Genomic DNA, 18,900 nt, shown 5'->3' with positions numbered 1-18,900 from the left:
GAAACAGGGTGCAATAGTGAGTACAGAAATGGTCGTAGGTACAGGTTCTGGTTCTGGTTTAGCAACCAACCCGCAAACATCAGGTGTTCAAGAAGAACATAAGCCTGGCTTAATGGGGTCCTTAGGTGGCGTCGATATGTTACGCCAAGTGACGATGATTTTGGCGCTTGCTATCTGTCTAGCCTTAGCTGTTTTTGTGATGATCTGGGCTCAAGAACCCGAATATCGCCCCCTAGGGCAGATGAGTACCGCTGAAATGGTGCAGGTACTTGATGTTTTAGACAAAAATCAGGTGAAATATGAGATCCAGGGTGACGTGGTTAAAGTGCCCGAGGATAAGTATCAAGATGTAAAGATGATCTTAAGTCGTGAAGGCTTAGATAGTGCTGCGAATAAAGATGATTTCTTATCTAAAGATAGTGGCTTTGGCGTCAGTCAGCGTATGGAGCAAGCGCGCTTAAAGCACAGCCAAGAACAAAATCTTGCCCGTACCATCGAAGAATTAAAAAGCGTGACCCGCGCAAAAGTGATTCTAGCCTTACCGAAAGAAAACGTATTTGCTAGAAACCGTTCAAAACCTAGTGCAACGGTTGTAGTGAGTACAAGGCGCAGTGGTTTAGCTCAAGAAGAAGTCGACTCCATTGTCGATATCGTGGCTTCTGCGGTGCATAACCTTGAGCCCAATAAAGTCACCGTGACCGATGCTAACGGCCGCTTACTTAATTCTGGCAGTCAAGACGGCGTATCAGCTATTGCTCGACGTGAGCTTGAAATTGTTCAGCAGAAAGAATCAGAATATCGCAATAAAGTTGAGTCGATTCTGATGCCAATCTTAGGTCCTGAGAACTTCACATCTCAAGTTGATGTCAGCATGGATTTCACCGCGGTTGAACAAACTGCCAAGCGCTATAATCCAGACTTACCAGCATTAAGAAGCGAGATGGTTGTAGAGAACAATTCCAATGGCGGCATTAGTGGCGGGATCCCTGGCGCCTTATCAAATCAACCTCCAATGGCATCAGATATTCCTCAGGAAGTTAATGCAACAGAATCGGTAAAGCAAACATCGGGTAGTAGCCACAAAGAGGCGACACGTAATTTCGAACTCGATACCACTATTAGCCATACTCGTCAGCAAATTGGCACACTACGTCGTGTCAGTGTTTCCGTGGCTGTTGATTTTAAAAATGCGCCAATGGCAGAAGATGGCAGTGTTAACCGGGTGCCGCGGACTGAGCAAGAACTTGCCAATATCCGCCGCTTACTAGAAGGTGCTGTCGGTTTTAATACCCAGCGCGGTGATGTGATTGAAGTGGTTACCGTGCCATTTATGGATCAGCTTATCGAGGCCGCTCCAGCGCCTCAATTGTGGGAGCAACCTTGGTTTTGGCGTGTGATAAAGCTCGTACTGGGAGCATTAGTGGTTTTGGTCTTGATCCTTGCTGTAGTGCGCCCAATGCTGAAAAAATTAGTATACCCAGATAGCGTCAACATGCCGGATGAGCCATCGGTAGGTGGTGAATTAGCAGAAATTGAAGATCAATACGCTGCAGATACCTTAGGCATGTTGCAGCGCCCTGAAGCGGAATACAGTTATGCTGATGACGGTTCTATTATGATCCCGAACCTGCACAAAGACGATGATATGATCAAAGCGATCCGCGCACTGGTGGCTAATGAGCCTGAACTATCGACACAAGTTGTGAAAAACTGGTTACTTGAAGATGACAAATGATATTAGTGTAGAAGCGAAAACGGCGCCTGGCTTTAAGCCCAGTGACTTAAGTGGTATCGAGAAGACCGCCATTTTACTGCTAAGCCTGAGTGAAAGTGATGCGGCATCGATTTTAAAGCATCTAGAGCCAAAGCAAGTGCAAAAGGTCGGTATGGCAATGGCAGCGATGCAAGACTTTGGTCAAGAGAAGGTCATTGGTGTTCACAAGCTATTTTTAGATGATATTCAAAAGTATTCATCGATTGGATTTAATAGCGAAGAGTTTGTGCGTAAGGCGTTAACAGCAGCATTAGGTGAAGACAAAGCGGGTAACCTAATCGAACAGATTATTATGGGCAGTGGTGCCAAAGGTCTTGATTCACTTAAGTGGATGGACGCGCGTCAAGTTGCCACCATTATCCAAAATGAGCACCCGCAAATTCAAACTATTGTTTTATCTTATCTTGAGCCTGATCAAGCGGCTGAGATTTTCGCCCAGTTCCCAGAAAATACCCGTTTAGATTTGATGATGCGTATTGCTAACCTTGAAGAGGTTCAGCCGGCTGCACTGCAAGAGCTTAACGACATCATGGAGAAACAGTTTGCCGGTCAAGGCGGGGCGCAAGCCGCTAAGATGGGCGGCTTGAAGGCGGCAGCCAATATCATGAATTACCTCGATACTGGGGTTGAAAGTCACTTGATGGAAACAATGCGCGAATCTGATGAAGAGATGGCGCAGCAGATCCAAGACTTGATGTTTGTGTTTGAAAACCTAAGCGATGTCGATGATATCGGCATTCAAGTATTGCTACGAGAAGTACAGCAAGACGTATTGATGAAGGCACTTAAAGGTGCAGATGAACAGCTGAAAGATAAGCTACTCAGTAATATGTCTAAACGCGCAGCCGAGCTACTTAGAGATGACCTAGAAGCAATGGGCCCAATCAGGATCAGTGAAGTTGAAGTCGCTCAGAAAGAGATCCTATCTATTGCTCGTCGTTTGAGTGATAGCGGCGAGATCATGCTAGGCGGCGGAGGCGGTGACGAGTTTCTATAATGACAGAACCTAAAGAGCCTCAAGGCGCCAGTGTGAATACGACTGACGAATTTTCCCATTGGGAACTGCCTGAAGTTAGGCAAGAAATTAATCCCTCCTCGCTGAATATGTTTGGTCGTAACAGCTTGCAAATACAGGTTGACGATCCCATTGAGTCAGAAGTTATTTTGCCGCCAACCTTAAGTGAGATTGAAGATATTCGTGCTCATGCAGAGCAAGAAGGCTTTAGTGAGGGGATGGATAAAGGCTTTAGTGAAGGCCTTGAAAAAGGGCGTTTACAAGGATTAGAGCAGGGCCATGGTGAAGGCTATTCTCAAGGCCAGCAACAAGGCTACGAAGAAGGGCTAAAAACGGCAGCCGAACAACTGCAACGTTTTGAAAGTCTACTGAGTCAGTTCGAAGCGCCATTAGCATTATTAGATACTGAAATTGAAAAAGAACTGCTCGCCACCTCGATGACGCTCGCCAAGGCTGTAATAGGCCATGAGCTTAAGACTTACCCTGAGCATATTTTATCGGCACTACGCCAAGGTGTTGATTCTTTGCCGATAAAAGAGCAAAGAGTCAATATTCGTGTCACTCCAAGCGATGAAGCCTTAATTGGCGAGTTATACACTCAAGCCCAGTTAGAACGAAACCGCTGGGAAATAGAAGCCGATCCAAGTCTAAGCCCTGGTGACTGTATTATTGACAGTGTTCGAAGTCATATTGATATGACGGTAGAAACCCGTATTGGCCATGTTTTTGCTGACCTTGATAAGCACCAACAAGATCTTTTACAGATGAAAGAGCAGCAAGAAGAAGCGTTACTTAAAGCAAGGCAACATAAAGCTGAGCAACACGCCGACTATCATGCCTCAATGACGTCAGAGCTTAACCGCGCGACTCACGAGCAAGTACTTGATGCGTCACAGGCACAAGCCTTAGGTGAGCAGGCTGCAGTGATAGATAATCAGGCCGCGGTGCTAGACAATCAGACTCAAGCTGCAGAACTCCAAAGCCAAATAACAGAACACAGCGAGCAAGTGCCTGCTGGAAGCCACTAAAGCAACTGAAGCAACCGAAGCCACTAAAGTAACTGAAGCAACTGAAGCAATTAAGGTGAACATGCCGACCCGTCAGCACCAATTACGTAATAAGCTGGCTCAACACCAGCAAAAAATCCATCCATTTTTGGTTGAAGCGAGTGGCCAGCTGGTGCGAGTGGTTGGTTTAACCTTAGAAGCCACTGGGTGCCGCGCTGCAGTTGGCAGCCTATGCGCTATCGAAACCATGGCGGGTAGCCTCATTGCCGAGGTCATAGGTTTTGACGATCAATTACTGTACCTCATGCCCATCGAAGAGTTGCGTGGCGTGCTGCCGGGAGCCAAAGTGACTCCACTTGGTGAGCAATCGGGATTAAACGTCGGCCTATCTCTTCTGGGGCGGGTACTCGATGGCAGCGGTCAGCCCATCGACGGCTTAGGTAACTTGAAAACAGATCAAAGAGCCTCTAGCCATGTTGCCGCAATTAACCCACTTACAAGGCGTGCCATTAGTGAGCCACTCGATGTTGGCGTAAGAGCCATTAACGCCATGTTGACCGTGGGTAAAGGCCAGCGTATGGGCTTGTTTGCGGGCTCGGGGGTCGGTAAAAGTGTGCTGCTTGGAATGATGACCCGCGGGACAACGGCAGACATTATCATCGTGGGGTTAGTGGGTGAACGTGGCCGCGAAGTAAAAGAGTTTATTGAAGAGATTTTAGGCCCAGAGGGACGTGCACGATCTGTTGTCGTGGCAGCACCTGCCGATACGTCACCGCTTATGCGTCTTCGCGCTTGTGAAACCTCTACTCGCATCGCCGAGTATTTTCGCGATTTGGGCTATAACGTATTGTTACTAATGGATAGCTTAACTCGCTATGCGCAAGCACAACGTGAAATCGCCCTTGCTGTGGGTGAGCCGCCGGCAACCAAAGGCTATCCGCCATCGGTATTTGCCAAACTGCCTAAATTGGTTGAGCGAGCCGGTAATGGTGGCGGTCAACAAGGCTCAATTACTGCGTTTTATACCGTATTAACTGAAGGCGATGATTTGCAAGATCCTATTGCCGATGCGTCAAGAGCCATTCTCGATGGTCATATCGTATTGTCACGCAGCCTAGCCGACTCAGGACATTATCCGGCTATCGATATCGAAGCATCAATTAGCCGTGTCGCACCTATGGTTATCAGTCCAGAGCACTTAGAGGCGATGCGAAAAGTTAAACAGGTTTACTCTCTGTATCAGCAAAACAAAGATTTGATCTCCATTGGTGCCTATAGCCAAGGTAGCGATCCACGCATCGATAATGCGATTCGCTTACAACCCGCGATGAACGCGTTTTTAAGGCAAACCATGAAAGACTCGATAACGTTTGATAGTAGCACCTTAATGCTGAGCCAATTGGGGGCGCAATGTCAGGCTTAACTTTTAAGCAGACCTCAATCATTAAGACCTTAGCCATTCAGGTGTTAGCCACTCAGACGTTAGCTCATCAGTGCTCAGGCAATAACAGAGTAGACTATCATGACTAAACCCGATCCACTGCATATGGTGCTTAAGCTGACGCAAGATGCCGAAGAGCAGGCTTCACTGCAGCTTCGCTCGGCGCAACTTGAGCTGCAAAGACGTCAAAGTCAGCTTGAAGCGCTGCAAAATTATCGTCTCGACTATATGAAACAGATGGAGCAGCAACAGGGGCAAAGCATTAGCGCCAGCCATTATCACCAATTTCATCAATTCGTACGTCAAATTGATGCGGCAATCGTGCAGCAGGTCAATACGGTGAAAGATGCCGATACTCAAAGGCAACACCGCCAAGCATATTGGCAAGAGAAACAACAAAAGCGTAAAGCGGTGGAGTTGTTACTCGCCAATAAAGCAGAAAAAGCCAAGCTTGCTGAATTACGCAGCGAACAAAAAATGGTAGATGAACTTGCATCGCAGCAGTTTTACCGTAAGCGGCAGCGTTAATTCTCAGCAGTTACCCACCTAAATAATCCCATTTATCCCTGATACAGAGCTCGTGTTAAAGCGCTCGTAATTAAGATCTCCTAATTAGAGAGCTCAGTATTTATTTTTTGACAGCATTCATTTCACTGTTGATAGAGCAATATTGGCTCTTTTAGGTTATCCCTTCATTGATCTGTATCCCTGCAATAACGAGCGATTAAAGGCTGCGTTTGCTTTTGGCACTATTATTGCTTTCTATTGTGTTGACTGCCCCAATTCAGCCGATATTTTGACATATTCCCTCGTAGGTCGGTTTGATGAGTTAACCCTAACGGAGACGTAATGCAGCAGATGAACAACATTTTACTCAGTGGCTCAGAACATAGTAAAAAGGCCACTGAAAATAACAATAAATCTTTGGAGCCATCTCTTAAACCTAGGGCTAACTCTGAAGGTAATTCTGAAGTTGGTAGCTTTTCGGCTGCGCTGGAAAAAGCGGGTAAACAGACTGACACTAAGGCAGAGTCAGCTTCTTCAGCAGTTGATAAGCAATCATCAAGTGCGAGTTCAAGTTTAGAAATTACAGCAGAAAGCAACATTCAGGCACAAGCCAAGGCTGAGAGTGCTACTGATGATGTCAGCCAGGTGTTTGCCCAGATCAATCTTGCAAATAATTTTGGTAGTGAAGTTCAGCTTGCCGCCAACGGCGAAAGCTTGCCGCTACAAGTGGCATCAGAAGCGACTTCAGAAGAGACATTAGCAAGTGAGCTTGAAGCGAGCAAACTTGCAGGCGATATCTTAACGGCGTTGAGTCAAGAGTCAGGCTTGTCAGAGCAAGAGCTAACTCAGCTTTCTGCCGCAGAGTTACACAAGCTGTTGCAGCAAAGCCAAATTTTAGATGCTAATGGCGAATTAACAGCGGAGTTTGCTGTTACGGCTAATGTTAATCTCGACTTGGGGGCTAATTCGCAGCCAAAACAGCAAGAGGTTGGGCTAGCCGGTCAAGCGGGAGTGACTGATAAAGCCGGTCTTGCCAATATTGCAACGGACCCTGAGGCGCTTCACTCTGCTCTAAAAAGCGCTGACGCGAATACGAAAAATGAGCCTCGCGACATTTTCGGTAAAGAGCTTGCCGGGTTATCTCAATTACAGTCTCAGTCTCAATCCCAATTACAGAAAGCCAGTGGTGAGCAGCTAAAAAATGCCGATGCCAGCAGCCAAACGATGACTAATCAGTTGGCTGCAACCGAACAACTTAAAACGGCTGAATTGTCGGTGCGAATGATGTCATCGCAAACGGGACAAGAGGCAAGTTTAACCGGTGCTGACGCAGCTCAGGATCTTAAAGCGTTAACGGGTTTGCAGGGGCAATCATTACAGCAGCAAGCAGGAGTGCAGCGTCAAGAAATACCACAGCTGCAATTGTCATTGAAACAAGGTGCTGAACAAACACCGCCAATGCAACAGATGATCCAGCGTTTCTCACCGATGATGAATCAGCAGCTGATCACCATGGTTAGCAACGGGGTACAACATGCTGAAATTCGCCTAGATCCACCAGAGCTTGGCCATATGATGGTGCGCATTCAAGTCCAAGGTGATACCACTCAAGTTCAATTTCAAGTAAGTCAGCATCAAACTCGTGATCTGGTTGAGCAAGCAATGCCAAGGCTGCGTGAGATGCTGGCAGAGCAAGGGATGCAGTTAACCGATGGCCAAGTGTCTCAAGGGGGCGGTGGAAATACCGACGGTGAACAAGGTAACGGTCGCAAAAATGACAGTGGTATGGCCGAAACGGATGAAATTTCAGCAGAAGAGTTGCTCGCAAGGTCAAATCTATCAACAAGTTCGGCATCAGGTATAGATTATTACGCATAAGCAGGTAATCTATAGCGGCTTAAGAATATTGATAAGAGTGATGACGTCGCTCTGCACTCCAGTTAGGGAAGAAAAATGGCAGAAGAAGCAACATTAGAACTAGAAGATAGCGCTGAGCCTCGCAGTAAAAAGAAGCTCATTTTATTCGGCGCAATTGCTATGGTGCTAATGACCATTATCGCTATTACAGCATGGATGTTATTGCGCTCAGATGATGTTGCAGAGGTTGCAGGTACGGGCGATACCGCTGTTGAATCTGCCTCAAGAAGCGGAGAAGCGTTTTATGCGGCTATGCCCAGACCATTTTTGTTCAATTTACCAGATAATGGCCGAACCCGCTTAGTCGAAATTAAAGTGCAATTAATGGTTCGTGGTAATGACGATGACACTTTGATTAAAAAGCATATTCCGTTAATTGAAGATGCACTGCTTACCACATTTAGTGGTGCTGATATCCAGAAGCTCAGCTCTCCTGCTGGTAAGGATGAATTACGTCTGTTAGCGCTGCGAAATGTACAAAATACCCTGCAGCCCGTAACTGGCCGCACAGTGGTAGAAAAAGTCCTATTTACCGGTTTTGTCATGCAATAAGTTGTGTGAAAAAGTAATTATTTTATATAAGCAAAGGCGATATCGTGAGTGATTTATTAAGCCAAGACGAAATTGATGCACTGCTCCACGGAGTCGATGATGTCGATGACGATATTATTGACGACAATGAGCTCGATGCACGTTCATATGATTTCTCGTCGCAAGACAGAATTGTACGTGGTCGTATGCCGACGCTCGAGATCGTCAATGAGCGTTTTGCTCGGCACTTGCGGATCAGCATGTTTAATATGATGCGCCGTGCGGCAGAAGTGTCGATTAACGGCGTGCAAATGCTTAAGTTTGGTGAGTATGTCCATACCCTGTTCGTGCCAACCAGTTTAAATATGGTGCGTTTTAGCCCTTTAAAAGGTACCGCGTTAATCACCATGGAAGCCCGTCTCGTTTTTATTCTGGTAGACAACTTCTTTGGTGGTGATGGCCGTTTTCATGCCAAGATTGAAGGCCGCGAATTTACCCCTACCGAGCGTCGTATCGTACAACTGCTGCTAAAGATTATCTTTGAAGATTATAAAGACGCCTGGGCGCCAGTCATGGATGTGCAGTTTGATTATCTTGACTCTGAAGTCAATCCGGCAATGGCCAATATTGTGAGCCCTACTGAAGTGGTTGTGGTGAGTTCATTTCATATTGAGGTTGACGGTGGCGGCGGTGATTTTCATATCACAATGCCGTACTCGATGATTGAGCCTATTCGAGAACTGCTCGATGCGGGTGTGCAAAGTGATACGCAAGATACCGATATGCGTTGGTCACAGGCACTGCGTGATGAAATCATGGATGTTGATGTGGGGATCGATGCGACCATTGTTGAGCATAAACTCACTCTAAGAGAAGTTCTGGCGTTTAAAGCGGGTGACGTTATCCCGGTTGAACTGCCCGAGCACATCATCTTGAAAGTCGAAGATTTACCGACTTATCGTTGTAAGATGGGAAGAACAAAAGAAAATTTAGCATTAAAAATTTGCGAAAAAATTCCAAGACCAGAAACGGTTAAGACAGAATTACAGCTAGTGACCCACAAAGGCCGTGGGCGCGAACGTTCAGATATATAAGGTGAAGGGTAAATGAGTACAGATACAGATGATTGGGCTTCAGCAATGGCTGAGCAAGCGATTGAAGAAGCTAAAGCTGTTGAATTCGATGAGTTTAACAACGATAGTGCGCCGTTAAGTGAAGAAGAAGCATCTAAGCTCGACGCGATTATGGATATCCCTGTCACTATTTCGATGGAAGTCGGTCGTAGTTTTATCAATATTCGTAATTTACTGCAGTTAAATCAGGGTTCAGTCGTCGAGCTCGACAGGGTCGCGGGTGAGCCTCTCGATGTGATGGTTAACGGTACCTTGATTGCCCATGGTGAGGTGGTAGTCGTCAACGATAAGTTCGGTATTCGTCTAACGGATGTCATTAGCCAAACAGAGCGAATTAAAAAGCTGAAGTAAAAGGGACGTTTAATGAGCTTTCAACTGGTATTAGCCGGAGTGAGTAGTGCGGCAGCTCAAGCTGAAACACCTGCTTCACCAACGAGCATCGCTACGCTTTCAAGCATGGTAGGTGGTTTGATCCTTGTATTGCTATTAATTTTCTTCTTAGCTTATTTGGTCAGACGTTTTAACTTAGTCCCCAGTAGCCAAGGGGTGTTAAAAACAATCGCTGTGACGCCTCTAGGGCAAAAAGAGAAACTGGTATTGGTTGAGGTTGCAGGTCAACAATATCTACTTGGAGTCACACAACAGCAAGTGAGCCTCATTGATAAATTAGCGCAGCCTGTTGAAATATCTGGCGAGTCATTTGCCAGCCGACTTCGTCAAGCTAAGTCATCATGATGAAGTGGATTTTACTTCTGGCCGGATTAGCGCTGACTCTTATAGCACCCACTGCACTTGCTGAAAACGGTATATTGCCAGCCGTGACGGTCTCAACGGGGGCCGATGGTTCAACGCAATACTCTGTGACCATGCAGATTTTGCTATTAATGACCGCGCTAAGTTTCATTCCTGCGATGGTCATTATGTTGACTTCGTTTACCCGTATTATTGTGGTGCTGTCGATTTTACGTCAAGCGATTGGTTTACAACAGACCCCGTCTAATCAGGTGTTGATTGGCATCAGTATGTTCATGACATTCTTTATTATGTCGCCAGTATTCGACAAGATATACGTTCAAGCGGTTAAGCCTTATATCGAGCAAGGTATGCCGCTGCAAGATGCCTTTACAACCGGGCAAGGGCCACTTAAAGATTTTATGTTGGCCCAGACTCGAAACTCGGATCTAAACACATTTATTGAAATCTCGGGTTATCAAGGCATTGTTGAGCCAGAAGATGCTCCAATGACCGTCATTATTCCGGCATTTATTACCAGTGAGCTAAAGACGGCCTTCCAGATCGGCTTCATGTTGTTTGTGCCGTTTTTGGTGCTCGATTTGGTGGTAGCCAGTATCTTAATGGCCATGGGTATGATGATGTTGTCACCTATGATTGTATCATTGCCATTTAAGATCATGTTATTCGTACTCGTTGACGGTTGGAGCCTAGTGATGGGCACCTTAGCCAACAGTTTTGGATTGTAGGTAAGCCATGAGTCCAGAGTCACTAATTGATATCTTTCGAGAAGCACTGGCCGTGATTGTGATTATCGTGTCGATGATTATTGTGCCTGGTCTTATCATAGGTTTAGTCGTGGCTGTCTTTCAGGCGGCAACGTCCATTAACGAGCAAACCTTAAGTTTTCTACCTCGTTTACTGACCACGTTATTAGCACTCATGTTAATGGGGCATATGCTGGTTCAGATGATGATGGATTTCTTTTTCCAGATGGTGGATATGATCCCCCAAGTCATAGGTTAACTATTTACAGGTGCTTATGAACATCGATTGTTATTTCCCGATGGTGAAAAAGAGCGGCTCACAGGTAATGATTAATCTGTATAGCAAGTTCTTAATGAATACGCGGAATTAATTATGGAGATCTTGCTCGATACCATCATGAACGGCATCGCAGGTTACATGTGGCCTTTAACGCGAATTTCCAGCATGTTTATGGTGATGGTCGTCTTTGGTGCAACGACGACTCCCACTAGAGTAAGGTTATTACTGTCTGTTGCCGTTACGGTTGCTGTCGCTCCAGTACTGCCTACTATGCCCACAATCGATCTATTTTCATTGAGTGCAGCCTTTATCACCGCACAGCAAATTGTTATTGGCGTCGCGATGGGGTTTGCCACACAATTGCTAATGCAGACCTTTGTCCTTACCGGTCAGATCATCGGTATGCAGACCAGTCTAGGTTTCGCCTCTATGGTCGATCCCAGCTCGGGACAACAAACCCCAGTTATTAGTAACTTCTTCTTACTGCTCACCACCATGATTTTCTTAGCGGTAGATGGTCACCTGTTATTGATAAAAATGGTGATCGCCAGCTTTGATTCTATCCCGGTGTCTATGCAAGGGTTAAGTCTGGCGAGTTACCGCCTATTTACCGAATTTGTGGGCTATATGTTTGGTGCAGCCTTGACGATGTCGCTATCCGCTATTGTGGCGCTGCTCACCATTAACTTGTCATTTGGTGTAATGACGCGCGCCTCACCACAGTTAAATATCTTCTCTATCGGCTTTCCTGTCACCATGATTGCAGGCTTGTTTATTCTTTGGCTAACTTTGTCACCCATCATGACGCATTTTGATGAAGTGTGGCGTGAAGTTCAGCTACTACTTTGTAATGTACTTGAGCTGCAATGCCGCGCCGATGGTGGGCTGTAATCATGCTTTATGGCGAATGTGTTCACGTTACAAGGTGGAGGGCGGCTATAAATGGCTGAAAACGATAGTAGCCAAGAAAAAACAGAGGAAGCCACCTCCAGAAAGTTGCAACAGGCAAAAGACAAAGGGCAGGTTGCACGCTCAAAAGATCTAGGAACTTCTGCCGTACTGATCGCGGCTTCGGTAGGCTTGTTAATGACTGGCCCCGATATCGCACAGGCGATGCATAACATCATGACGAAGTTATTTACGCAGAGTCGTGACGAGATTTTTGATACCAATCAGATGATGAATGTTTGGGGGATGGTAGGCACTGAACTTGCGGTCCCGTTGATGGGTTTTATTGCGTTTTTAGCCTTAATCGCATTTGCAGGTAATGTCGCCCTTGGTGGCATGTCATTTTCGGTTAAAGCTTTTATGCCCAAGGCCAGCAAAATGAGCCCTATGGCTGGGTTTAAGCGGATGTTTGGCGTGCAAGCCTTGGTTGAACTTACTAAAGGTATTGCTAAGTTCTCTGTGGTCGCCATTACTGCCTATCTATTATTGACCCTCTATTTAGATGATATTTTGATGCTGTCGCAAGATCACTTGCCAGGCAATATTTACCATGCTCTGGACATAGTGGTATGGATATTTATTTTACTTTGCGCATCCACTTTCCTGATCGTCATTATTGATGTGCCATTTCAGATTTGGAATCATGCCAAACAGTTAAAGATGACCAAGCAAGAAGTGAAAGACGAATACAAGGACACCGAAGGAAAGCCAGAGGTGAAAGGACGCATTCGTCAGTTACAACACGAGATGTCTCAAAGGCGGATGATGGGTGAAGTGCCCAATGCCGACGTTATTGTTGTTAACCCTGAGCATTACGCAGTGGCGGTTAAATACGATGCGACTCGTTCTACGGCCCCTTTTGTTGTGGCAAAAGGCGTGGATGAAGTGGCGTTTAAAATCAGAGAAATTGCTAGAGAGCACGACGTGGCAATAGTCTCAGCTCCGCCACTGGCACGTGCTATTTTTCATACTACTAAAATTGACCAAGAGATCCCTGAAGGGTTATTCACTGCAGTGGCTCAGGTGCTTGCTTATGTATTCCAATTACGACAATACCAAAAAGGCAAGGGCAGGCGTCCTAATCCTGTTCCAATTAAACAGCCGATCCCAGATGAATTAAAACATTAAAGTCCTTTTTATGCCCAAAAATCAACCACTCGCAACGTCAGATATTCTTTGCTAGTCGCTTTCAGGTTATAGTCGCGACAATTCTTATAAAAATAATTGGTACAGTATTTGCTGTATTGGCGTTAGACGTCAAAGATCGGACTCAGGGTGAATGGAACTTAAAGCAAGTCTAGGCCAATTAAAACAGATAAAGCCTGCGCATTTAAAAGGTATTGGTACGCCGTTATTGGTTTTAGCCGCTCTGGCTATGATCATTTTACCTATGCCCGCGTTCCTGCTCGATATCCTTTTTACCTTCAATATCGCACTGGCACTCGTGGTACTCCTCGTTGCCATTTACAGCGACAGACCGCTAGATTTTGCTGCATTCCCTACCGTTTTGCTGGTGGCAACCCTACTCAGGCTTGCACTGAACGTTGCCTCAACGCGTGTGGTCCTGCTTGAAGGCCATAATGGTGGTGACGCGGCAGGTAAGGTGATTGAGGCCTTTGGCTCTGTGGTGATTGGTGGCAACTATGCCGTTGGTCTAGTCGTGTTTTTAATCCTTATTATTATCAACTTTGCCGTTGTGACAAAAGGCGCGGGGCGAATATCTGAGGTAAGTGCTCGCTTTACCCTAGACGCCATGCCAGGTAAGCAGATGGCGATTGATGCCGACTTAAACGCTGGCTTATTAACGCAAGAAGAAGCGCGTTCTCGCCGCGCTGAAGTGACCCGTGAAGCCGACTTTTACGGTGCCATGGACGGTGCGTCAAAATTTGTAAAAGGTGATGCGGTCGCCGGTATATTAATTCTTGTGATTAACATTGTGGGCGGTTTTATTATTGGTATCGCTCAGCATGATTTATCTTTCTCTGCGGCAGTTGAAATTTATACCCTATTAACGATTGGTGATGGCCTAGTGGCGCAGATCCCCGGTCTACTCTTATCTATTGCCGCGGCTTTGATGGTAACGCGTCAAAATGAATCCGGTGATATGGGCGAAATGGTTATGGGGCAGATGTTTGACAGTCCCAAGGCGCTAGCCATCGCTTCAGGCGTGATGTTCGTGATGGGCATTGTGCCAGGTATGCCACATTTGGTGTTCTTATCATGTGCAGCGGCAGCTGGCGCGGGCGCTTACTTCATTAAGAAAAAGCAACAAACAGACCGAGAGCGCGCACTGGAGCTGGCAAAAACAGGTCCTGTTGAGCCTCGCGACTCGCAGCCAAAAGAGCTGAGTTGGGATGATGTACAGCATGTTGACACCATTGGCCTAGAAGTGGGTTACCGCTTAATTCCATTAGTGGATAAAGGTCAGGGCGGCGAGCTGCTTGGACGCATTAAAGGCGTGCGTAAGAAGCTCTCACAAGAGCTAGGCTTTCTGGTGCCAGCCGTTCACATTCGCGATAACCTCGATTTATCCCCCAATGCTTACCGGATCTCATTAATGGGCGTGGCATCGGGTGAAGCTGAAATTCGTCATGACTGTGAGCTAGCGATTAATCCTGGGCAAGTATATGGCAAGCTAGATGGTATCGAAACGAAAGACCCCGCTTTTGGTCTGGATGCGGTGTGGATCGCTCCCGAAATGCGTGAGCACGCACAAACCTTAGGTTACACGGTAGTCGACGCCTCAACGGTAGTGGCCACTCACATCAGCCAACTACTATCGAATAACGCCGCCAAACTGCTTGGCTATGAAGAAGTTCAGCAACTACTTGAAATGCTTGGTAAGCATTCGCCTAAATTGGTTGATGGCTTTATTCCAGATGTGATGCCACTGGGCAGCGTCGTTAAAGTGATGCAGAACTTGCTCAATGAAGGTGTGTCTATTCGTGACATGAAGACCATCGTACAGACGTTACTTGAATATGGACCAAAGAGCAGCGACACCGAAGTATTAACTGCTGCGGTTCGAATAGCCCTAAAACGTATGATAGTGCAAGAGATCAGCGGACCTGAGCTTGAAATCCCTGTCATTACTTTGGCGCCAGAGTTGGAACAAATGTTGCATCAGTCTATGCAGGCAACGGGAGGCGATGGTCCGAATATCGAGCCAAGCCTTGCAGAGCGTATGCAGAAGTCGTTAGTGGACGCCACGCAGCGTCAAGAAATGGTTGGTCAGCCTGCAATTTTATTGACGTCAGGCATGCTACGTTCAACGTTATCGCGATTTGTTAAGCATACGATCCCTAATTTACGGGTGATTTCATATCAAGAAGTCCCCGACGAGAAGCAAATACGCATCGTCTCGGCAGTGGGTCAGTAGAGGTCGAATAATTGAAGATTAAAAGGTTTTTAGCAAAAGATATGCGCTCGGCCCTAGCCCAAGTTAAAGAAACCTTGGGGTCAGATGCTGTCATCATGTCAAACAAGAAAGTGACCGGTGGCATTGAGATTGTTGCGGCAGTCGATTATGACGAGCCTAAGCCAAAAATTGCAGAGGCTAAACCTTCTGCTGCTATGTTTACCGATCTTGCGGAAGAGAGGGTGACCTTAGGTGGCGCGCAGCCGAATATGAGAGCGGCCAACGTAAAAGCTGAAAGTCGCGCTCAATCAACGCCAGCGCCAGATTCTTTGCAGGCATTATTAGAGCGTCAGCAAAGTCGTATTAGCCAACAAACGCCGTCAACGCGCAGTGACAATCTTGATATGCCTGAATGGGCTAAAGGACTGCAAGCACAAGTGAAGCCGTCTGAACCTGCGAAAGCAGAGTTTACGCCTCATCGAGCGCCAGACAGTTTTAATGGCAGCAAACAGAACAACAGTGCCGAATTTGACGCGATGAAAGAAGAGTTAGCGTCAATTCGTAATTTATTGACGCATCAAGTGAGTAGCTTGATGGTCGAACAGAAAAAGCGGGTCGATCCTGTAGGAGCAATGCTTGAGAGCAAGCTGCTAGAGGCTGAGTTCTCTCCCGCGATAGCAAAGAAGCTATCGAGCCTTAGTGAACATTACTCTCCAGCAGAGTTAGTGGCCTCTTTGCCGCGTAGCTTAGCCAACTTACTCGATAACCAAGGCGATGATATTGTACGCCAAGGTGGCGTGGTTGCATTTGTTGGCCCAACGGGTGTGGGTAAGACAACGACAGTGGCTAAATTAGCGGCGCGTTTTGCGGCTTATCACGGCTCAGATCAAGTTGCGCTCATTACTACTGACCATTATCGCATTGGAGCCTTTGAGCAATTGGCAACTTATGGCAAAATAATGGGGTGCCCTGTAAAACAGGCTCATGATTTTAATGAGTTAGAACAAATACTCTATCAATTTAGAAATCGTAAGCTCGTTTTGATTGATACAGCGGGGATGGGACAAAGAGATCAGCGTTTATTCCAGCAACTCGACAGTTTAGCCGCAAATAGCAGATTACCAATACGCAGTTATCTGGTAATGTCTGCCACGGGACAGCGTCGAGTATTAGAAGATGCAGTAAAACAGTTTACACGTATTCCACTTTCGGGTGCAGTACTAACAAAATTAGATGAATCAATATCGTTAGCGCCTGCGTTAAGCGTCTTGATTCAAAGTGGGTTGCCTTTAAGTTATGTAACGGACGGACAAAGAGTTCCTGAAGATATGCAGGTGGCTGATACATTATCGTTAGCCAATCGCGCATTAGCTGCATTAGATAACAAACCTATAGAACCATTACATAATATTGAAGGGTCGCAAGAAACGACCTATGCATTTGAGTGAAGCCATGACTCCGGATCAAGCAAGCGGTTTACGTATGATGAATCAGCCAAATAATGAAAAAGTAAAAGTAATCGCCGTATCAGGTGGTAAAGGTGGCGTGGGCAAAACCAGCGTCTCTATTAACACCGCGGTTGCGTTAGCCGAAAAGGGCAAACGTGTACTGGTATTGGACGCGGATTTAGGTCTAGCGAACGTCGATGTGATGTTAGGTTTGCGTGCTGAGCGAAATTTATCTCATGTTTTGTCGGGAGAGGCCGAATTAGATGATGTGATCCTTCGAGGACCGAAAGGGATTGGCATTATTCCAGCCACCTCAGGTACTCAGGCAATGGTGGAACTGACTCAAGCACAGCATGCTGGCCTTATTCGCGCCTTTAGCGAAATGAGAACTCAGTTTGATATCTTGATTGTTGATACCGCTGCCGGTATTTCAGATATGGTATTGAGCTTTTCTCGAGCGTCACAAGACGTATTAATTGTGGTTTGTGATGAACCGACCTCAATTACTGATGCCTATGCGCTGATCAAAATCTTAAGTCGTGAGCACGGTGTGTTCCGCTTTAAGATTGTAGCGAATATGGTGCGTAGCTTACGAGAAGGCATGGAGCTGTTCGCCAAGCTAAGCAAGGTAACCGACAGGTTCCTTGATGTCGCGTTAGAGCTGGTCGCCACGGTACCGTTTGATGAAAATTTACGTAAGTCGGTACGTAAGCAAAAATTGATTGTTGAGGCTTTTCCTAAGTCACCAGCAGCCATTGCTTATCAAGGGCTGGCAAATAAAATTATGAGCTGGCCAGTACCGTCTCAACCTGGTGGTCACTTAGAGTTTTTCGTTGAGCGTTTAGTTCAACGTCCTGATTATCAAGAGGATAAATCGGGTGAATAAAGCGGCTGCGTATACTCGTTTTGATAATAAGACGTCTATCGTTGAACAGTATGCACCGCTTGTAAAAAGAATAGCCCATCATCTTTTGGCTCGTTTGCCCGCATCAGTTCAGCTAGATGATCTGTTGCAGGCCGGCATGATGGGGCTACTCGAAGCGTCATCAAACTTTGATGGTAGTAAAGGCGCCAAGTTCGAAACCTTTGCCGGAATTCGAATTCGTGGCTCAATGTTAGATGAAATTAGACGCGGCGATTGGGTACCACGTTCGGTACACCGCAATCAGCGCCGCGTGGCTCAAGTGATTGATGAACTTGAACAAGAGTTAGGACGTGATGCTCAAGATAGCGAAATCGCCGAGCGGTTAGAGATGCCACTCGATGAGTATTACAGCATTTTAAACGACGTATCAGTGGGCAAAGTCGTTGGTATAGAAGATTTAGGCGTGGCCGTTGAAGGTTTGAATCAAGCTGACGACCACGAAGATGCTTCTTACGAGTCGCTCGCGGAAATACAGTTTCATTCTGCGCTCGTTGCAGCGATTAAATTACTACCAGAAAGAGATGCGCTGGTGTTGTCGCTATATTACGATGAAGCATTGAATTTAAAAGAGATTGGGGCCATTCTTGAGGTCAGTGAGTCTAGAGTTAGCCAGATCCATAGTCAGGCGATGCTCAGGCTCAAGGGTAAACTCAAGCATTGGACACAAGAATAAAATCATAATAATTGATACCACATTACTTGCGCATTTTAGGCGCGCTCCGCGGAGGAAACTTTGGACAAGAATATGAAGATTCTTGTTGTTGATGATTTTTCAACAATGAGACGTATCATTAAGAACTTGTTACGTGACTTGGGATTTAACAATACTCAAGAAGCAGATGACGGTTCTACAGCTTTACCTATGTTACAAAAAGGCGATTTTGATTTCGTTGTAACTGACTGGAACATGCCTGGCATGCAAGGTATTGACCTATTAAAGGCCATTCGTGCCGATGATAATTTGAAACACCTTCCTGTATTAATGGTGACCGCTGAAGCTAAGCGTGAGCAGATTATTGCTGCCGCTCAAGCAGGCGTTAACGGCTATGTCGTTAAGCCATTTACCGCAGCCACACTAAAAGAAAAGCTCGATAAAATTTTTGAACGCCTCGGCTAA

19 protein-coding genes are annotated in these 18,900 nt (G+C 46.2%); all 19 read left to right on the top strand.

The window, feature by feature from the left end:
• The first annotated feature begins 28 nt into the window (after window positions 1-28).
• The 19 genes from fliF to cheY all read left to right on the top strand — a co-directional run bounded on the left by fliF (window position 29) and on the right by cheY (window position 18,900).
• Window positions 29-1,735, top strand: a complete 1,707-nt coding sequence (fliF, locus tag ACVBJC_RS10570) for a flagellar basal-body MS-ring/collar protein FliF (RefSeq protein ID WP_447161464.1) — start codon at window positions 29-31, stop codon at window positions 1,733-1,735.
• Window positions 1,725-2,771: a flagellar motor switch protein FliG gene (gene fliG / locus ACVBJC_RS10565; RefSeq protein WP_447161413.1), complete on the top strand. Its 1,047-nt coding sequence runs from the start codon at window positions 1,725-1,727 to the stop codon at window positions 2,769-2,771. The genes fliF and fliG overlap by 11 nt, the downstream gene beginning before the upstream one ends.
• Window positions 2,771-3,817 carry a flagellar assembly protein FliH gene (gene fliH, locus ACVBJC_RS10560; RefSeq protein ID WP_447161412.1) on the top strand — a complete coding sequence of 349 codons (1,047 nt, stop codon included), beginning with the start codon at window positions 2,771-2,773 and terminating at the stop codon, window positions 3,815-3,817. Before fliG ends, fliH begins: the two co-directional genes overlap by 1 nt.
• A 61-nt stretch (window positions 3,818-3,878) precedes the next feature.
• Window positions 3,879-5,219, top strand: coding sequence for a flagellar protein export ATPase FliI (gene fliI / locus ACVBJC_RS10555; protein ID WP_447161411.1), 1,341 nt, complete (start codon window positions 3,879-3,881; stop codon window positions 5,217-5,219).
• A 99-nt stretch (window positions 5,220-5,318) separates the two neighbouring features.
• Window positions 5,319-5,765 carry a flagellar export protein FliJ gene (gene fliJ, locus ACVBJC_RS10550; protein WP_447161410.1) on the top strand — a complete coding sequence of 149 codons (447 nt, stop codon included), beginning with the start codon at window positions 5,319-5,321 and terminating at the stop codon, window positions 5,763-5,765.
• 321 nt (window positions 5,766-6,086) lie between these two features.
• Entirely contained in the window at window positions 6,087-7,622 is a 1,536-nt protein-coding gene (locus tag ACVBJC_RS10545; protein ID WP_447161409.1) for a flagellar hook-length control protein FliK, read from the top strand.
• Window positions 7,623-7,697: 75 nt separating this feature from the next.
• Window positions 7,698-8,213 (top strand): flagellar basal body-associated protein FliL, encoded by a 516-nt coding sequence (fliL, locus tag ACVBJC_RS10540; protein WP_447161408.1) that lies wholly within the window; start codon window positions 7,698-7,700, stop codon window positions 8,211-8,213.
• Between the two features lie 44 nt (window positions 8,214-8,257).
• Window positions 8,258-9,286, top strand: coding sequence for a flagellar motor switch protein FliM (fliM, locus tag ACVBJC_RS10535; protein WP_447161407.1), 1,029 nt, complete (start codon window positions 8,258-8,260; stop codon window positions 9,284-9,286).
• Window positions 9,287-9,298: 12 nt separating this feature from the next.
• Window positions 9,299-9,676 carry a flagellar motor switch protein FliN gene (gene fliN, locus ACVBJC_RS10530; RefSeq protein WP_447161406.1) on the top strand — a complete coding sequence of 126 codons (378 nt, stop codon included), beginning with the start codon at window positions 9,299-9,301 and terminating at the stop codon, window positions 9,674-9,676.
• Between the two features lie 12 nt (window positions 9,677-9,688).
• Window positions 9,689-10,060 carry a flagellar biosynthetic protein FliO gene (gene fliO, locus ACVBJC_RS10525; RefSeq protein ID WP_447161405.1) on the top strand — a complete coding sequence of 124 codons (372 nt, stop codon included), beginning with the start codon at window positions 9,689-9,691 and terminating at the stop codon, window positions 10,058-10,060.
• Entirely contained in the window at window positions 10,057-10,806 is a 750-nt protein-coding gene (gene fliP / locus ACVBJC_RS10520) for a flagellar type III secretion system pore protein FliP (protein WP_447161404.1), read from the top strand. The genes fliO and fliP overlap by 4 nt, the downstream gene beginning before the upstream one ends.
• A gap of 7 nt (window positions 10,807-10,813) precedes the next feature.
• The gene (gene fliQ / locus ACVBJC_RS10515) at window positions 10,814-11,083 is read left to right on the top strand and encodes a flagellar biosynthesis protein FliQ (RefSeq protein ID WP_447161403.1); all 270 of its coding nucleotides are present in this window, start codon (window positions 10,814-10,816) and stop codon (window positions 11,081-11,083) included.
• Between the two features lie 114 nt (window positions 11,084-11,197).
• Window positions 11,198-11,995 (top strand): flagellar biosynthetic protein FliR, encoded by a 798-nt coding sequence (gene fliR / locus ACVBJC_RS10510; protein ID WP_447161402.1) that lies wholly within the window; start codon window positions 11,198-11,200, stop codon window positions 11,993-11,995.
• 51 nt (window positions 11,996-12,046) lie between these two features.
• Complete coding sequence (gene flhB, locus ACVBJC_RS10505) at window positions 12,047-13,180, top strand: flagellar biosynthesis protein FlhB (protein WP_447161401.1); 1,134 nt, start codon at window positions 12,047-12,049, stop codon at window positions 13,178-13,180.
• 151 nt (window positions 13,181-13,331) lie between these two features.
• A complete protein-coding gene (gene flhA, locus ACVBJC_RS10500) occupies window positions 13,332-15,431 on the top strand; it encodes a flagellar biosynthesis protein FlhA (RefSeq protein ID WP_447161400.1) in 2,100 nt (699 codons plus the stop codon).
• 11 nt (window positions 15,432-15,442) lie between these two features.
• Window positions 15,443-16,858 carry a flagellar biosynthesis protein FlhF gene (flhF, locus tag ACVBJC_RS10495; RefSeq protein WP_447161399.1) on the top strand — a complete coding sequence of 472 codons (1,416 nt, stop codon included), beginning with the start codon at window positions 15,443-15,445 and terminating at the stop codon, window positions 16,856-16,858.
• 4 nt (window positions 16,859-16,862) lie between these two features.
• Window positions 16,863-17,744, top strand: a complete 882-nt coding sequence (locus ACVBJC_RS10490; RefSeq protein WP_447161398.1) for a MinD/ParA family protein — start codon at window positions 16,863-16,865, stop codon at window positions 17,742-17,744.
• Window positions 17,737-18,456 (top strand): RNA polymerase sigma factor FliA, encoded by a 720-nt coding sequence (locus ACVBJC_RS10485; RefSeq protein WP_447161397.1) that lies wholly within the window; start codon window positions 17,737-17,739, stop codon window positions 18,454-18,456. Before ACVBJC_RS10490 ends, ACVBJC_RS10485 begins: the two co-directional genes overlap by 8 nt.
• A gap of 60 nt (window positions 18,457-18,516) precedes the next feature.
• A complete protein-coding gene (gene cheY, locus ACVBJC_RS10480) occupies window positions 18,517-18,900 on the top strand; it encodes a chemotaxis response regulator CheY (RefSeq protein WP_012276572.1) in 384 nt (127 codons plus the stop codon).

Source organism: Shewanella sp. 0m-6, assembly GCF_052977325.1.
This window is presented reverse-complemented; position numbering and strand designations above follow the sequence as displayed.

Coding starts and splice junctions, on each gene's coding strand:
- fliJ (WP_447161410.1), top strand. CDS start 5,319: ATGACTAAACCCGATCCACTGCATATGGTGCTTAAGCTGACGCAAGAT.
- fliP (WP_447161404.1), top strand. CDS start 10,057: ATGATGAAGTGGATTTTACTTCTGGCCGGATTAGCGCTGACTCTTATA.
- flhB (WP_447161401.1), top strand. CDS start 12,047: ATGGCTGAAAACGATAGTAGCCAAGAAAAAACAGAGGAAGCCACCTCC.
- fliI (WP_447161411.1), top strand. CDS start 3,879: ATGCCGACCCGTCAGCACCAATTACGTAATAAGCTGGCTCAACACCAG.
- fliR (WP_447161402.1), top strand. CDS start 11,198: ATGGAGATCTTGCTCGATACCATCATGAACGGCATCGCAGGTTACATG.
- fliL (WP_447161408.1), top strand. CDS start 7,698: ATGGCAGAAGAAGCAACATTAGAACTAGAAGATAGCGCTGAGCCTCGC.
- fliG (WP_447161413.1), top strand. CDS start 1,725: ATGACAAATGATATTAGTGTAGAAGCGAAAACGGCGCCTGGCTTTAAG.
- fliH (WP_447161412.1), top strand. CDS start 2,771: ATGACAGAACCTAAAGAGCCTCAAGGCGCCAGTGTGAATACGACTGAC.
- fliN (WP_447161406.1), top strand. CDS start 9,299: ATGAGTACAGATACAGATGATTGGGCTTCAGCAATGGCTGAGCAAGCG.
- flhA (WP_447161400.1), top strand. CDS start 13,332: ATGGAACTTAAAGCAAGTCTAGGCCAATTAAAACAGATAAAGCCTGCG.
- fliO (WP_447161405.1), top strand. CDS start 9,689: ATGAGCTTTCAACTGGTATTAGCCGGAGTGAGTAGTGCGGCAGCTCAA.
- fliF (WP_447161464.1), top strand. CDS start 29: ATGGTCGTAGGTACAGGTTCTGGTTCTGGTTTAGCAACCAACCCGCAA.
- ACVBJC_RS10545 (WP_447161409.1), top strand. CDS start 6,087: ATGCAGCAGATGAACAACATTTTACTCAGTGGCTCAGAACATAGTAAA.
- ACVBJC_RS10490 (WP_447161398.1), top strand. CDS start 16,863: ATGACTCCGGATCAAGCAAGCGGTTTACGTATGATGAATCAGCCAAAT.
- fliQ (WP_447161403.1), top strand. CDS start 10,814: ATGAGTCCAGAGTCACTAATTGATATCTTTCGAGAAGCACTGGCCGTG.